General features: G+C 65.2%; 19 protein-coding genes. 11 read left to right on the forward strand and 8 right to left on the reverse strand.

What is annotated here, in order from left to right; translation table 11 throughout:
• Positions 1-68 precede the first annotated feature (68 nt).
• Together ACTJI5_RS03955 and ACTJI5_RS03960 are read right to left on the reverse strand one after the other, a co-directional pair.
• The gene (locus tag ACTJI5_RS03955; protein WP_440859457.1) at positions 69-860 is read right to left on the reverse strand and encodes a DUF1206 domain-containing protein; all 792 of its coding nucleotides are present in this window, start codon (positions 858-860) and stop codon (positions 69-71) included.
• 164 nt (positions 861-1,024) lie between these two features.
• Complete coding sequence (locus tag ACTJI5_RS03960; protein WP_325543716.1) at positions 1,025-1,690, reverse strand: alpha/beta hydrolase; 666 nt, start codon at positions 1,688-1,690, stop codon at positions 1,025-1,027.
• Positions 1,691-1,902: 212 nt separating this feature from the next.
• Between ACTJI5_RS03960 and ACTJI5_RS03965 the strand changes: the two genes are divergently transcribed.
• Both ACTJI5_RS03965 and ACTJI5_RS03970 read left to right on the forward strand, forming a co-directional pair.
• Entirely contained in the window at positions 1,903-2,838 is a 936-nt protein-coding gene (locus ACTJI5_RS03965) for an SDR family oxidoreductase (RefSeq protein ID WP_082395587.1), read from the forward strand.
• Between the two features lie 190 nt (positions 2,839-3,028).
• Complete coding sequence (locus ACTJI5_RS03970) at positions 3,029-3,325, forward strand: plasmid stabilization protein (protein WP_440859557.1); 297 nt, start codon at positions 3,029-3,031, stop codon at positions 3,323-3,325.
• A gap of 36 nt (positions 3,326-3,361) precedes the next feature.
• Here the strand turns inward: ACTJI5_RS03970 and ACTJI5_RS03975 are convergent, their stop codons facing one another.
• Positions 3,362-3,586: a hypothetical protein gene (locus tag ACTJI5_RS03975; RefSeq protein WP_054727930.1), complete on the reverse strand. Its 225-nt coding sequence runs from the start codon at positions 3,584-3,586 to the stop codon at positions 3,362-3,364.
• Positions 3,587-3,936: 350 nt separating this feature from the next.
• Here ACTJI5_RS03975 and ACTJI5_RS03980 point away from each other — a divergent pair, with 350 nt between their 5' ends.
• Complete coding sequence (locus ACTJI5_RS03980) at positions 3,937-4,968, forward strand: mannose-1-phosphate guanylyltransferase (protein WP_137893832.1); 1,032 nt, start codon at positions 3,937-3,939, stop codon at positions 4,966-4,968.
• A 31-nt stretch (positions 4,969-4,999) separates the two neighbouring features.
• Here the strand turns inward: ACTJI5_RS03980 and ACTJI5_RS03985 are convergent, their stop codons facing one another.
• Positions 5,000-5,263 carry a DksA/TraR family C4-type zinc finger protein gene (locus tag ACTJI5_RS03985; RefSeq protein ID WP_137893834.1) on the reverse strand — a complete coding sequence of 88 codons (264 nt, stop codon included), beginning with the start codon at positions 5,261-5,263 and terminating at the stop codon, positions 5,000-5,002.
• A 102-nt stretch (positions 5,264-5,365) separates the two neighbouring features.
• Here ACTJI5_RS03985 and ligD point away from each other — a divergent pair, with 102 nt between their 5' ends.
• The 4 genes from ligD to ku all read left to right on the forward strand — a co-directional run bounded on the left by ligD (position 5,366) and on the right by ku (position 9,491).
• Entirely contained in the window at positions 5,366-7,249 is a 1,884-nt protein-coding gene (gene ligD, locus ACTJI5_RS03990; protein WP_325543711.1) for a DNA ligase D, read from the forward strand.
• Positions 7,246-8,049: an exodeoxyribonuclease III gene (gene xth, locus ACTJI5_RS03995; protein ID WP_137893838.1), complete on the forward strand. Its 804-nt coding sequence runs from the start codon at positions 7,246-7,248 to the stop codon at positions 8,047-8,049. Before ligD ends, xth begins: the two co-directional genes overlap by 4 nt.
• A complete protein-coding gene (locus ACTJI5_RS04000) occupies positions 8,046-8,423 on the forward strand; it encodes a hypothetical protein (protein WP_137893840.1) in 378 nt (125 codons plus the stop codon). The genes xth and ACTJI5_RS04000 overlap by 4 nt, the downstream gene beginning before the upstream one ends.
• 183 nt (positions 8,424-8,606) lie before the next feature.
• Complete coding sequence (gene ku / locus ACTJI5_RS04005; RefSeq protein ID WP_440859458.1) at positions 8,607-9,491, forward strand: non-homologous end joining protein Ku; 885 nt, start codon at positions 8,607-8,609, stop codon at positions 9,489-9,491.
• A gap of 38 nt (positions 9,492-9,529) precedes the next feature.
• Here the strand turns inward: ku and ACTJI5_RS04010 are convergent, their stop codons facing one another.
• Positions 9,530-9,772, reverse strand: coding sequence for a KTSC domain-containing protein (locus ACTJI5_RS04010; protein WP_440859459.1), 243 nt, complete (start codon positions 9,770-9,772; stop codon positions 9,530-9,532).
• A gap of 123 nt (positions 9,773-9,895) precedes the next feature.
• Between ACTJI5_RS04010 and ACTJI5_RS04015 the strand changes: the two genes are divergently transcribed.
• On the forward strand, positions 9,896-10,774 hold the full coding sequence (locus ACTJI5_RS04015) for a GNAT family N-acetyltransferase (protein WP_054727946.1): 879 nt from the start codon (positions 9,896-9,898) through the stop codon (positions 10,772-10,774).
• A gap of 160 nt (positions 10,775-10,934) precedes the next feature.
• Positions 10,935-11,798 carry an archaetidylserine decarboxylase gene (asd, locus tag ACTJI5_RS04020; protein ID WP_440859460.1) on the forward strand — a complete coding sequence of 288 codons (864 nt, stop codon included), beginning with the start codon at positions 10,935-10,937 and terminating at the stop codon, positions 11,796-11,798.
• A gap of 130 nt (positions 11,799-11,928) precedes the next feature.
• On the opposite strand, the gene ACTJI5_RS04025 is transcribed toward asd, so the two are convergent.
• Positions 11,929-12,732: a class I mannose-6-phosphate isomerase gene (locus ACTJI5_RS04025; protein ID WP_252170989.1), complete on the reverse strand. Its 804-nt coding sequence runs from the start codon at positions 12,730-12,732 to the stop codon at positions 11,929-11,931.
• 418 nt (positions 12,733-13,150) lie between these two features.
• On the opposite strand from ACTJI5_RS04025, the gene ACTJI5_RS04030 reads away from it, so the two are divergent.
• Both ACTJI5_RS04030 and ACTJI5_RS04035 read left to right on the forward strand, forming a co-directional pair.
• A complete protein-coding gene (locus ACTJI5_RS04030; protein ID WP_054733396.1) occupies positions 13,151-13,336 on the forward strand; it encodes a YdcH family protein in 186 nt (61 codons plus the stop codon).
• Positions 13,337-13,562: 226 nt separating this feature from the next.
• Complete coding sequence (locus ACTJI5_RS04035; RefSeq protein ID WP_056350218.1) at positions 13,563-14,042, forward strand: Hsp20 family protein; 480 nt, start codon at positions 13,563-13,565, stop codon at positions 14,040-14,042.
• A 90-nt stretch (positions 14,043-14,132) separates the two neighbouring features.
• Here the strand turns inward: ACTJI5_RS04035 and ACTJI5_RS04040 are convergent, their stop codons facing one another.
• Together ACTJI5_RS04040 and ACTJI5_RS04045 are read right to left on the reverse strand one after the other, a co-directional pair.
• Entirely contained in the window at positions 14,133-14,402 is a 270-nt protein-coding gene (locus ACTJI5_RS04040; protein WP_137892613.1) for an usg protein, read from the reverse strand.
• The gene (locus ACTJI5_RS04045; RefSeq protein WP_054727955.1) at positions 14,399-14,626 is read right to left on the reverse strand and encodes a hypothetical protein; all 228 of its coding nucleotides are present in this window, start codon (positions 14,624-14,626) and stop codon (positions 14,399-14,401) included. Before ACTJI5_RS04045 ends, ACTJI5_RS04040 begins: the two co-directional genes overlap by 4 nt.
• Positions 14,627-14,686 lie beyond the last annotated feature (60 nt).

A 14,686-nucleotide genomic window follows, 5' to 3' on the forward strand; every position in this document is an offset into this window, starting at 1 on the left:
CTGTTGATGACTGCCCTGCTAACGCGGCGAAGCCCACAGGGTTCCGCGGGCCCGCGCAATGGGAATCGTCAGCGTCGCGCTGCCATGATCCGCGCGATCATGTCTTCATCGCGAAGCCGCCGCCAGCGGGCCTCGACGAAGCTGTGTACGCCGAACAGGAACAGCCCGGCGGCAACGAGCAGATAGAGCGGCGGATTGTCGGTGAGCGCCGAGAGCGCGTCGCCGAGGCCCTTGACCTCGCGGGCAGCGCCGAACCAGCCGCCGCGCACGAGCGAGGCGCCGATGACGGCGAACACGACCGCGCGCGCCGCAAGACCCGCCCGCCCGACGGGCACGGCCCATGCAGGTGCTGCCGCATCGAGATCCTTTGTAAATTCGGTGGTCCAGGCCTTGACCGCCTGCTGCACGGCCGCCGCGAGGAAGGCGGCGCCGACGAGCCCGAGGAGCAGGCCGCCAAGCGGCAGTTCGAGCAGCATTCCCGCCGCCTCTTTCTCGCGGCCGTCTTCGGCGCCGCCGCCGGAGGCAAGGCGAAGCGCCGCCCAGGCGAGAATGAAATGGGCGATGCCGCTCGCGGCATAGCCTATCCGCACAGCGACGCCCTTCGCACCGCCTCCCTTGTTTTCGCTATCGAGCGCCGCCCCGTACAGGCGATAGGCGCCGTAAAGCGCCAGACCCATCGCGAGAAGAGCAAGAAGGATCGAGCCAGCGGGCATATCGCGGACCGAGCGGAACACGGCTTGCGGACTGGCGTCGTCGGCCGACGAACCGGTGAGCGCTATCCATGCCAGCAGGCAATAGACGACGCCGCGCGCGAACCACCCCGTCCGCGCAAATGTCTCGAGCCGCCGCAGCTTGTTCATAATGCCTGTCCCCGAATGTTGACCCATCAGGCCAACGCCCGCTGCACCCGGCAGTTCCGCGCGGCTCCCACCCCACCGCGGGTGCCCCCCTCTCCCTTCCCGGCCACCCCGCGTCGCTCGCCGACACCCGTGCGCCCGATGCCGCCGTGACGAAGCTGCGCGGTTCAGCCGCAGCTTTTTACAAAGGCGCCGGTCACGAAGTCGCGGCCGGTCCGCAGTCCGACCGGGTCGACGCTGTGCGCGACGCCGTAGGAGATATGCGTCTCGACCTCGACGCCGAGCCGCTTCAACTGGCTCTCGGACATGTGCAGCGCCGCGATCGGCACGACGGGGTCGGCCGTGCCGTGCACCAGCAGGACTGGCGGTTTCGACGGAACATGATGCGCAAGATCGGCCGCGCCCGCGAGCATGCCCGAATAGCCGACGATAGCGGCAACGGCGCGGGGGCGGCGAAGGCCGACCTGAAGCGCCATCATCGTGCCCTGGCTGAAACCCACAAGGGCGAGATCGGCCTCGCTGAGGTCATATTGCGCGAGCTTGCGATCGATGAACGCGTCGATCGCCGGCGCTGCCGACGCAGCGCCTGCAGCCAACGCCGCCGGGGCGAAACCCGACAGCCCCCACCATTGGTAGCCCCCGCCCATTATCGAGCATCGCTGCGGTGCATGCGGCGCAAGAAACAGCGTGTCTGGCAAGGCCTCCTGCCACTGCGGCGCCAGCGAAATCATGTCGGAGCCGCTCGACCCGAAGCCGTGGAGCAGCAGCACGATGTTTTTGGGGGCGTCTCCGGAGCGAGGTTGCAGGCTGGCACCGTTCACGATCTTCGACAAACTTCTTCTCTCAGCTTCGGCAGCGCAGGGCGCGCCCCCGGGGCGGTAAGGATTGCAACGCTGCATAGGTAGAAAGTCGGCCGCGCATTTCCAGCCCATGGAATATACCGGACAGCTCGGCCGCAGCGCAGCTCGGCATGAGCCAAGTGCTCCGCAACCAAGTGTAGGACCCGCCGGTTTGTCGATGACAGGCAGAACAGGAGGAGTCGGCAATGGCACGCAAATCAGAGGCCGGAAAGGTCGGAGAAACCGCGTCCGAGAAGCGCGGAAAACAGACGGCGGCAAGGAAACTGCGGAAGGAGGTCGGCGAGACGAAGACGATCCGCACGCCGCCGAAAGACCGGGAATCCGATCTCGACCGCGCGCCGAAATGGGAGCCGCGCTATGCCGGTTCCGACCGGCTCAAGGACAAGGTCGCGATCGTGACCGGCGGCGACAGCGGGATCGGGCGCGCGGTAGCCGTATTGTTCGCCCGCGAAGGTGCGGACATCGCAATCGTTTACAAGAGCAACAAGGCCGATGCCGAGGAAACGGCTTCGCTCGTAGGCGCCGAAGGGCGCACCGCGATCCTCGTCAGGGCCGACGTGGGCAAAACCAGCGCCGGAAGGACTATCGTCGACAAGGTCGTGAGCAAGCTGAAGCGCATCGATGTTCTCGTCAACAATGCGGGCGAACAGCATCCGGCGGACGATATTCGCGACATCAGCCCGGAGCAGCTGCAGCGCACCTTCGCCACCAATATCTTCGGCATGTTCTATCTTGTGCAGGCTGCGCTGCCGCATCTCAAGAAAGGCGCGGCGATCATCAATTGCACGAGCGTGACCATGTATCAGGGGAGCGGTGGTCTGCTCGACTATAGTGCGACCAAGGGCGCCATTACCGCCTTCACGCGCTCGCTCAGCGAGAATCTGATCGAGAAGGGGATCAGGGTGAATGCGGTCGCGCCCGGCCCGATCTGGACCCCGCTCAATCCACGCGGCGGAGCGCCCGCCGAAAAAGTCGAAAGTTTTGGCGAGACGACGCCGATGAAGCGACCGGGAGAGCCCAACGAGGTCGCGCCGAGCTTCCTCTTTCTTGCGTGCGACGACAGCAGCTACATATCGGGCCAGGTGCTCCACCCGAACGGCGGAACGGTCGTCAACGGATAGACCGCGCCGAGCGGCAATCATATCTGGGCGCCGCCGCCGCTCGCAACGATTGTCACGCGGTGCCGACACGGCCAGCGCGCTCGTGTCCGTCTCCGGAAGCGAGGTCTTGCATGCCACCGATTAGCGTCGTTAGCGGAACCCCAAGATGTTCCGTTGGTTGACCAAAGGGGGCCGGATAGGGAGAATTGTCATGCCCCGTGGGGACAAATCAAGCTACACCGACAAGCAAAAGCGCAAGGCCGAGCATATCGAAGAAAGTTATGAGAAGCGCGGCGTCGGCAAGAAGGAAGCGGAGAGCCGCGCATGGGCAACGGTGAACAAGGAGTCGGGCGGCGGCAACAAGTCGGGTTCCGGCCGTGGCCAGCCCGATACCCATGAAGCCTCGAGAAAAGGTGGCCGCAAAAGCGGTACGGGCAAGAGCAGCGAAAAGCGATCGGCGGCCGCGAAAAAGGGTTGGGAAACGCGCCGCCGAAATGCCAACGGATAGCGGCGGACGAGATTAGCAAGGACCGACAAAGAGCCCCTATACGGGCGCTCCGGTCCAGGCAGCGCCGCCCTCACCCTCATAAGATTTCAGGCGATCGACTAGGCTTCGGCGCTCCGCCGCTACCTCGCGCAGGAGGAGGATCGCGGCCTCCCGGTCGAGGCCGACAGGATCAAGACGTCCTTGATCGATCCGCGCGATGAGGTCGGAGAGGAATTTCAATTCTTGCCCGGCCAGCATCAGAAAGGTGTCGCTCTGGTTCATGCCTGTTCAACGCCCCGGTGCCCCGGCGGGCTGCATGCGGCGGAAGTGAAGTCCGACCGGCAAGCGTCCACAATCTTCGTCGTTGAAGCATTCTTATCGCCGACTTCGCAATTTTCTGGCGCAACAGGACACGCTGACCGCGCTCAATCCGGATCACGCATGCGAGAATTCGGTATAACCTGCGTTAATCCGCCCCGAATTTCGGGCCTTTGCGCAGAAACAGGGGCAACTCGCTCGCTTGCGCGGCGTTCATTCGGACATGGTCCAGCCGGTCGCTCATTTCGAAAACGGCGGAAAGTCGATCGGGTCGAGCTCGCGCGCCTCCGCCCCGACCCTAGAAGGTTGATCCTATGTCTGCGACGATCCAGCCCGTCATTCTTTGCGGCGGCGCGGGTACGCGCCTCTGGCCTGCTTCCCGCGGCGCGCGTGCCAAACAGTTTCTCGACATCATCGGAAAGGAGAGCCTGTTCGCCCGCACGCTCGATCGGGCAACCGGAGCCGGCTTTTCGGCGCCGCTCATCGTGTGCGGCGCCGAGCATGTCGCGATGGTGCGCGAGCAATCCCAGGGTCGCGACCTTCGGCTGATCGTCGAGCCCGCGGCGCGCAACACCGCTGCCGCCATCGCGCTCGCGGTCGCTTCGTCGGCCGATGACGTTCTGCTGCTCGTCATGCCGAGCGATCATGTCATCGCCGATGTAGCCGCATTCCGGGGCGCCATCGCCAAAGCCGCCGATCTGGCGCGCGACGACTGGCTGGTCACATTCGGCATCGCCCCCGATCGGCCCGACACGGGCTTCGGCTACATCGCCAGCGGCGCGCCGCTCGGCGGCGCGGGATTTGCCGTCGCCCGCTTCGTCGAGAAGCCGCCCCTCGCCGATGCCGAAGCGATGCTTCGCGAGGGTGGCTACAGCTGGAACGCCGGCATCTTCCTCTTCCGGGCCGGTCGCATGCGCGAAGCGATGCTCACGCATTGCCCGGCCATATATCGCGCGGCGGAAGCCGCGGTCGCCAATGCGCTGCACGATGGCGATGCCCTGCACGCGGCAAGCGCGCCGTTCGAACAGGCGCCCTCTGATTCGATCGACTATGCCGTGATGGAGAAAGACGCCCGCGTTGCGGTCGTCCCCGTGTCGATGGGCTGGTCGGACCTAGGCAGCTGGCAGGCGGTGCACGCGCTCGCAGGTGCCGACGCTTCCGGTAATGCTTGCAGCGACGATCTTTTCGCACACGACAGCCACAATTGCCTCGTCCGCGCGCCCGGAAAACGCGTGTCGCTCGTCGGCATGGACAATGTCGGCGTCATCGTCGACGGCGACGATATCCTCGTTATCGCGCTCAACCGATCGCAGGAGGTCCGCGCCGCAGCCAAGGCGCGCGCCTGAAGTCCATGCCGCAGCTCGCTTTCCCAAGGGGTCAGCGCAGCTGACTGTCCTTGCTTCCCCGGCGGTTGAAACCGGCCGGACGGCCTTCGGCGTCGCGAAGCGTCTGGCACCCGATGCAGGTACGGCTCGCAGGCAAGGCCATTCGCCGCGCCTCCGCAATCCGCTCGCCGCAATCGTCGCAATAGTCCGCGCCCTTGCCGGACAGCAGCCGCAGGCGCGCCTCCTTGACGGCATCGCTCACCGTGTCGTCGATCTGCTCCTGAACGGCGCCGTCGCGCGCCCAGCCATTCGCCATGTTGAAGCTCCATGTTTCGGGGACGAAAATGGGAACGCATGGCGGGGCGGGCAAGTTGCCCCGCCACCGGGAACGATCGCGGCGCCAAATGGTCTTGAGTCCATGGCCAGAAAGACCGCCGCACCGAGCCCTGCAGACCGCGCCCCCTCTTCGAAGCGCGGCGAACGAAAGGCTGCGGCTCCCCCGCCCTTTCGTCCGGTCCAGCTGGCGACGCTCGTCGACAGCGTTCCCGCTGGCAGGGGCTGGGTTCACGAGATGAAATATGACGGCTACCGCCTGCTGATCGCGGTCGGCGGCGACGAGGCCCGCGCCTATACGCGCTCCGGTCTCGACTGGTCGGAGCGCTTCGCGCCGCTCCTCGCCGAGGCCGCAAAGCTGAAGGTAGACAGCGCGCTGATCGACGGTGAAGCGGTCGTGCTCGATGCTGAAGGCCGCTCAAGCTTCCAGTCACTGCAAAATGCCCTGAAGTCCGCGCCCGATAGCATCGACTATTTCGCCTTCGATCTGCTCGCGCTGGACGGCGAGGATCTGACCGCCCTCCCCCTCCTCGACCGCAAGGCGCATCTTGCCAAAATTCTTCCCAAGGCCTCCAGGCATATCCGCTACTCGGATCATATCGCGGGCAGCGGCGAGGCATTGCTCGAGAGTTTCTGCGCTGCGGGTCTCGAAGGGGTCATCTCGAAAAAGGGCGATGCGCGCTATGTCGGCGCGCGCGCGGGAAGCTGGCTCAAGACGAAGTGCATCAAGCGGCAGGAGTTCGTCATCGTCGGCTGGACGCCCTCGGACACGTCGCGCGCGTTCCGCTCGCTGATGCTTGGCGTCCATGAGAAGGGCGCGCTGCGCTACGCGGGCAAGGTCGGGACCGGTTTCGATACCGAGGAGCTCTTCCGCCTCCAGGCGATGATGAAGCCGCTCGAACGAAAGGAGCCGACGGTGAAGGTGCCCCGCACCGAGACGCGCGGCGCGCACTGGATCGAGCCGAAGCTCGTCGCCGAGATCGCCTTCACCGAGATGACGAACGATGGCACGCTCCGCCACCCGAGCTATCTCGGCCTTCGTGAGGACAAGAAGCCCGAAGCGGTCGTGATCGAAAGCGAAGCGGCGGTCGCCGAGGTGGCGCACGCCTCGCCAGTACCGATCAGCAACCCCGACCGCGTCATCTTTCCCGAGGCGGGGCTCACCAAGGGCGAGCTTGCAGAATATTATGCCGTGGTCGCGCCGATCATGCTGCCGTGGGCGGGTTCGCGCCCGATCAGCCTCGTGCGCTGTCCGCAGGGCCGCGCCAAGAAATGCTTCTTCCAGAAACATGATGCCGGAAGCCTCGGCGATGCGGTGAAACAGGTCGCGATCGAGGAGAAGGATGGCGACAACCAGCCCTATCTCTATATGGACACGCCCGAGGGCCTGATGACCTGCGTCCAGATGGGCACGATCGAATTCCATGGCTGGGGCGCGCGCATCGAGGATGTCGAGAAGGCCGATCGGCTCGTCTTCGATCTCGATCCCGACGTCGGTCTCGATTTCGAGGCGGTCCGCAGCGCCGCCTTCCAGTTCCGCGACATCCTGAAGCAGATGGGCCTCGAGACCTTCCCGATGCTCACCGGCGGCAAAGGCGTCCATGTGATCGCCCCGCTCGTGCCGCGCGCCGAATGGCCCGAGGTCAAGGACTTCGCGCACCGGCTCGCCCGCGCCGTCGCCCAGATGGATTCCGACCGCTTCACCGCCGCCCTCCCCAAGGCGCAGCGCAAGGGCCGGATCTTCGTCGATTATCTCCGCAACCAGCGCGGCGCGACTGCGGTGATGCCCTATTCGGCGCGGGCCCGCGAAGGCGCGCCGGTCGCCGCGCCCATCAGCTGGAAGGAAATGGAGACGATCGACAAGCCTTCGCATTTCCGCATCACCGACGCGAAGGAGCTTCTGAAGCGCGCCGGCCTCAAGGCGCTGCAAGGCTGGGGCCGCGCCGACCAGACGCTGCCCGACCTGTGAAGATCGCGACCTATAATGTGAACGGCATCGGCGGCCGCCTCGACATTCTGCTCGGCTGGCTCGCGCAGGCCGAGCCCGACATCGTTTGCCTGCAGGAATTGAAAGCCCCTCAGGAGAAATTCCCCGAGAAGGCGATCCGCGACGCGGGCTATGACGTGATCTGGCACGGCCAGAGCCGCTGGAACGGCGTCGCGATGCTGAGCCGCGTCGGCGAAATCCACGAAACGCGCCGCGGGCTCCCCGGCGATCCCGGCGACGAGCAGAGCCGCTATATCGAGGCCGCGGTGGGCGGCATCCTCGTCGCCGGCCTCTATCTTCCCAACGGCAACCCCTGGCCCGGTCCGAAGTTCGATTACAAGATGCAGTGGATGGCGCGGCTCGACGCGCATCTGACAACGCTCTTCGACCTCGATGCGCCCGTCGTCATCTGCGGCGACTTCAACGTCATTCCCACCGACCTCGATGTGTACAAGCCCGAGAACTGGATGAAGGACGCGCTCTTCGCGCCCGAAGCCAAAGCCGCCTACCGGCGCATCCTCGACCAGGGCTGGACCGATGCGATCCGTCACCTGCATCCCGGGGAGCGCATCTACAGCTTCTGGGCTTATTGGCGGCGCTCGTTCGAACGCAATGCCGGCATCCGCATCGACCATCTGCTGCTGAACAAGCCCGCGGCGAAGCGGCTCGAGGCAGCCGGCGTCGACACCCGCCCGCGGGCGCTCGACAAGACGAGCGACCATGCGCCCGCCTGGATCGAACTTGGCGCGGGCTCCACAAAGCGAAAGCGCAAGGCGTCATGACGTGCACCATCGCCGGCTGGAAGCTGCCACCAGCCGAGCGCGACCAGCTGCTCGAACGGTTCGAACCGCGCTATCCGGATCTGGTTGCCGATCATGTGACGCTCCGTTTCGGGACCGCCGAGGACACGCCCCTACCCGCCGCGCACGCGGGCGAGATCGTCGGCGAAGTCGACGACGGCGCGGGCGTCCAGGCGCTCGTCGTGCGCATCGGCGGCACCACCGATCGCGGCGACGGTAGCCATTATCATATCACCTGGTCGCTTGGGCCGGGCCGCGAGGCGAAGGAGAGCAACGACGTGCTCGCCGCAACGAAATGGCAGCGGGTGCATCCTCCGATCGCCATCGCGCTCGCGCCCGCGCGCTGGACCGTCTGAGAAGCTCGGATCGGCAAGTCGCGGGCCGCGAAAACGGCAGGCGCGCGCGTTCGCGACTGTCCGGCCATTTGCAGCTCCTGCTTTCGATCCCGTTGCGGCGATCGGGCTTCCCTTCCCATCGCCGGCGCGGAACGCTCGGCGACCGCGCGCATTGAAGGAGCATTGGCAAAGGAGTGAGTGACGATGGCTGCGCGCCCTTATTGGAAAGGCCAGATCCGCCTGGCGCTCGTTTCGATCCCGGTCGAGATCTATTCGGCGACGAAGAGCGGGGCGACGATCGCGTTCAACCAGATCCACGAGCCGACCGGCAAGCGCATCAAATATGAAAAGGTCGTCCCCGGCGTCGGCCCGGTCGACGTCGACGAGATCGTCAAGGGATTCCAATATGCCAAGGACCAATATGTGCTGCTCGACGACGAGGAGATCGAAGGGGTCAAGCTCGAAAGCAAGAAGACGCTCGAGCTCACCCAGTTCGTCGAGGCCGAGGATATCGACGAGATCTATTTCGATAAGCCCTATTATGTCGTCCCCGCCGACGACCTTGCCGAGGAAGCGTTCATCGTGCTGCGCGAGGCGCTGCGCCGCACGGGCAAGGTCGGTCTCGGCCAGCTCGCGATGCGCGGCCGTGAATATGTCGTCAGCATCAAGGCGTGCGGCCGGGGTCTCGTCATGGAGACGCTGCGCTATGCCGACGAGGTCAACAAGGCGGCGAGCTATTTCCGCGACATTGCCGACAGCGATCCCGACGAAGACCTGCTCGACCTCGCGACGACGCTGATCGACAAGAAAACGGGCAAGTTCGACGCGAGCGACTTTCACGATCGCTATGTCGAGGCGCTGAAGGAGCTTATCGAGCGCAAGAAGAAGGGCAAGACGCTCAATCTCGACGACGGGAAGGACGAGAAGGCGCCGAGCGGATCGAATGTCGTCGACCTGATGGCGGCGCTCAAGAAGTCAATCGGTGACGGCGGCGGGAAGGCCAAGGCCGCCAGCGCCAAGAAGGCGCCGGCCAAAAAGACGCCGACGAAAAAGGCGCCGACCAAGACCGCCGCGCGCAAGCGCGCATGAGCCGCGCCTTCACAATGCCCGCATTCGCAGTCGGGCGCTCAGGCAGCGGGACCGAACCGCCGGCGCGCCGGGTCGCGCTCGCACCGGAAATGATCCTTGATATGCGCGTTGAAATAGGCGCCGAGCGATTCCGCAGCGCAGAGCCTGTCGTAGATCGCGCGCGGGACGCCATGATAAAGATATCTGCCGGTGCCCCGGAAGCTGATGGAAAGCACCGACGCTGCCTCGTCATAGGCGACATGGTCGATCATGGTCGAGCGGGTGAAGCGGCGCGCGCGCATATGGGCAGAGCGCGTCGCAGCCGCACAGGTTCCCACCAGGGCGCGGGCAAGCGCGCGCCGCCGGTCCGAGCGAGCGCCCCCTCCCCGCAGACCCGCCCCGCCTCTCCTCTCCGGCCCTGATCGATGACAACCGAGCCGACAGCCGACGAGCTTCGCGCAATCGCCGAACACCGCGGGATGAAACTCGTCCGGTCGCGAAAGCGAACGCCGGGCGTCGGCGACTATGGGAAGTTCGGCCTCACCGATGCGGCGGGCAAGCCGCTCCTCGGGATCGGCGAACAAGGGCTCATGGCAAGCGCCGCCGACATCGCGCACTATCTTCGCGGCGGCGCGGCCGACAGCTGGAAACTCTCGGCCGAACGCGAACCCGCGGCGAAGCCTGCCAAGAAGGCACCCAAAGCCGCCGAACCCATCGAGGAGCATTCGCCTATCCGCCGACGCGGAAAAACGAGTCCGCCACCGTCACCCGAGCCTGCAAGAAGGCGGCAGGATCCGCCGCCGCCGCCGAAAGCCAAGCCGGTGCTGAGGATCGTCAAACCCGAAGTCCTGCCGGAACCCGAGCTCAGCCTGCGGCCCGCGACGGGCAAGGACCGAAAAGCTCTCGCCCGTCTGCTCGCCCAGCTTGCCGAGCCGCCCAAGCGCATATCGATCGATGCGAACGTTGAGGCGATCGGCAAAGCGAAGGCCGGGCTTCTCGTCGCCGATGCCGACGGGCTGATCGGATGCTGCGCCTGGGGCGTCGTTCCGACCTTGCAGCACGGCCTTGTCGGCCGCGTCACCCTGCTGCTGGTCGACGGCGACCATCGGCGCCGCGGCATCGGGACGGCGCTCCTGACCGCCGCCGAAACGGCGCTCACCAAGGGCGGATGCGGCACGATCGAGATCATGAGCGACATCATGATCAACAACGCCCACAACTTCCTGCGCGCGCGGAACTATGAGCAGAAGAGTTACCGCTTCGTCCGTTCGGCGGGAGGGGCGCCAAAGGCCCGGCGAGACTGAGCGCGCGCCCTACCCGATTATTTTCCGCTCCCGGCCATGCGCCTTCCCTTGCCCCACGACATCGGGATAAAGCATCACCGCCGGAACGAAGAGGCGGGCGCCGTCGTCTCTCCCCAGGCGATCGGCTTTCCCTCCGAAGGATCGACCAACGGATGATATCATGTTCGAGCGCCTGACAATTCTTGCCCAGCATGCGATGCCGAAGCGGCGGCTGACCGAATTCGCCGGCCGTGTTGCCGCATCGTCGGGCCGGCTGACCCCGCGACTGATCCAATGGTTCGTCGCCAAATATGGCGTCGACATGAGCGAAGCGGAAAATCCCGACATCCGCAGCTATGCAAACTTCAACGACTTCTTCACGCGTCCGCTGAAAGCCGGCGCTCGCCCGCGGGCGGAGGCCGATTTCATCTGTCCGGTCGACGGTGCCATCAGCCAGCTCGGCGCCATCGACGATCATCACATCGTCCAGGCCAAGGGCCACCGTTTCACCACCACCGCGATACTGGGCGGCGACGCTGCCCTCGCCGCGACGTTTCGCGACGGCAGTTTCGCCAACCTCTATCTTTCGCCCAAGGATTATCACCGGCTGCACATGCCGTGCGACGGGGAGCTCAGACGCATGATCCACGTCCCGGGCTCGCTCTTTTCCGTCAACCCGACGACCGCGCGAGGGGTGCCCGGCCTTTTCGCGCGTAACGAGCGGGTCATATGCCTGTTCGAGTCCCCCACTCACGGCCATTTTGCGATGATACTCGTAGGTGCGACCATCGTCGGCAGCATCGCAACGTCATGGCATGGCGTGGTGAATGCAAAGCGATCGGGCAAGATATCGTCATGGTCCTACGCCCCCGATGAAGTCTCGCTGCGCAAGGGCGACGAGATGGGTCGCTTTCTCCTCGGCTCCACGATCGTGATGCTGTTCGAGAAGCAAGCGATCGCGTTCAACCCCGATTGGTTTCCCGAACGGCCGGTGCGCCTCGGAGAGGAGATGGGAAGCGCCGTAGGGAAAGCCTCGGGCGGATAGCCGATCAACCCTGTAACATGTGCGGCAGCCGACGCGCCTCGCTAGGCGTCTCGGGCGGCAGGACGGTGCCAGGCCAGCTGGCGCAGGCGGATCGCCCTCCATCGGTGACGCGCCAAGGTCGCGCAGGGCGTCAAGGCTTGTGCCAACCCGCCAGAAAACGCGCGCCGGCTCCGGCCTCGATGGTAGCGACGTCCTCGGCCCACAGGCACTCGCCCGCCTGCGCGGTCACGCCGTCAGCCGCGACCGTGCCGCTGAGTGGGACGATCATCGCCCCATCCCTCGCATCGGCAAGCGGCGAAAGGTCGTTGGCGTTCAGGTGCGCGACCACGAGATGGCGGCTGTCGAGCAACAACGCGCTCTCTGCGATATCGACTTGGCGGCAGAGATCGCGTGACATCGGCGCGGCCTTCGCGACCGCCGTCCCATCGGCGAGGTGCAGCTCGCGCGGGCGGCCGTAATCGTAGAGACGATAGGTAACATCCACATTCTGCTGAATTTCGACGAGTGTGACCCCGGTGCCGATCGCATGGACGGTTCCGGGCGGAATATGAAAGAACATGTTCGCGCGCACCGGATGCCACTCCATGAGCGCCTCGATAGCACCCGAGCGGGCGGTATCGGCGAGTTCGCGCTCGCCGAGCGCGCGAAGCGTGCCAATGCCGAGCACCGCGTCCGGCTCAGCGTCAAGAATGTACCAGCATTCCTCCTTGCCTGCGGGAAGTCCGCGCGCCTGCGCCTGCCGGTCGTCGGGATGGACCTGGATCGACAAGCGCTCGCTCGTGAAGATATATTTCACGAGCAGCGGATTGGATTGGGGCGGACGAAACCAGATTTCGCCGACGCGGCCACCAGTCCGTGCATCGAAGGGCGGAGGAAGCCGATCGACGCCCCAGGGTTTCTCTACCCTGATCGTATCAAGCTTCTGTGCTTTCATGGTCACATCCATCACTCCCATTCTGAAGCATATGCCCGTTGGCTCCGGCGCAGCGCCTAGTCCCAGGCGCGGCCAGGAAGGCGGACAGCGCAAATGGCGTCGGCGACGCGCCGGAAGAGCGGGTAAACCTGTTCCTCGCGAGTCGGCATGCTACCGAAACAATGGTCGCCGGGCCGGGTTGCAGCGACTAACCCATGTTGTGACGATTTAGCTGTAGCGCGCCGACCGCCTCTACATCTTTGCTTCCCAATGCCGGCTGTCGTGCCTTCCCTGCGGGGCGCCGCGCGATGCTCTTCACAGCTTCCGACAGTCTCCCACAGGCGGACACTTCAACCCCTTGAAATCCTGACCATAGCTTTCCTACATCCACGCCGCAGCCGCTCGGGCTGCAACATCCTCAACTTGGCATGGAGAAGAGATGTCCAGCAAACATATCGATTATCTGCGGCGCGAGCATGCCCGCCTCGACGCCGAAATCGATCGGGAGGCGCAGCGCCGCCAGCCCGACGAAGTCCTGATTGCGCGGCTCAAGAAGCTGAAGCTGGCGATCAAGGACCAGATCGCGGCATGGAGCCGCGATACCGGCGACAGTCGCGTCGCCTGACCCGATCGCGGAGCCGCGCGCGTTGCGGCTCCGCGCTTTGGCGCTGCGGATTTTCGGAACATGGCGCATCCAGAATCTTCGCGCGCGCGACCTCTTGAAATCGAAAAAGTGGCTTCCTAATTTTTTCCCGGATGCCGGATTTCCGGGTCCTGAGGACATAGAGAGCGCCGGCTCTGAGTCCCGGCGCATCTCATGCCCGAATTGCTTCAATCAGGAGGATTTGGAAATGAGAACCGACTTTGACTTTACCCCCTACCGCCGCTCGACGGTGGGCTTCGATCATCTCTTCGACCTGCTCGAGAAGGGGCAGCGCGGCGAAACGTCCGATGGCTTTCCCGCCTTCGACATCGTGCGCGATGCCGATGACCGCTTCCGCGTCACGCTGGCGGTCCCGGGCTTCAAGCCCGACGAGATCGAGATCGTCGCGCAGCAGAACCAACTCAGCGTCACGGGCAAGCCCGCCGAGGAAGACGCCAAGCTCGTCTATCTCCACCGCGGCATCGCGCGCCGCGCGTTCGAGCGCCGCTTCCAGCTCGCCGACTATATCGAGGTCGGCGGCGCGAGCTTCGCCGACGGGCTGCTCTCGATCGAGCTCAGCCGCGTCGTCCCCGAGGCGATGAAGCCGCGCAAGATCGAGATCGGCGGCGGCGACACCGAGCCGCGCCGGATCGGATCGTCGAACGAAAAGACGCTCGAAAAAGCGTAACAACGGGCGGGGCCGCCGTTCAGCGTTGGCCCCGCCCTTCAATATCAAATTGCATTTAAACGCCGGACGGTGGCGGCCGCCGCCCCGATCTCAATCGAGCGAGCGAATGATATCTGCCGCGCGCCACTCGGCGGGCCCGATCAGGGCGTCGTGCGCGATGCGGACCGAGTGGAGCGCGGCTTCGATCTGGCGCCTCCACATGGCAAGAAAATCGAACAGCACCGGGAAATCCGGCGGCAGATCATAGTCCTGCCAGACGAAGAGCTGGAGCAGCGAGGGATGATCGGGCCGGTAATAATGGATCTCGGCAGTTGTCAGCCCATAGCCGTCCAGCTGCGCGATCAGCGCCCGGTCGGTCATGGCGCGCGCGCCTCGCCGCCGTCGAGCGACCGGAGCGCGGCGAGCACATCGTCGACCGGCACGGCGCGGCGCGCGCCGGGCGGCTTTCGGAGCGCGGGCTTGTTGCGGACCGCCGAGCGATCCGATGCCCAGGATGCAAGGAGCGCGCGCTTGACCTCGGGCTCGAGGCTCGGGTGACGCGCCACGTCGAAGGGGTGAAGAAAACGGGAAAATGGCTCGGACATGATCGTGCCTCCTTCCTTGTAGCCTTTCCTTTCTCGTCGTGCGGCAAGGTGCCGCAGAGA

Source organism: Sphingopyxis sp. 22461, assembly GCF_052044915.1.
GTDB lineage: Bacteria > Pseudomonadota > Alphaproteobacteria > Sphingomonadales > Sphingomonadaceae > Sphingopyxis.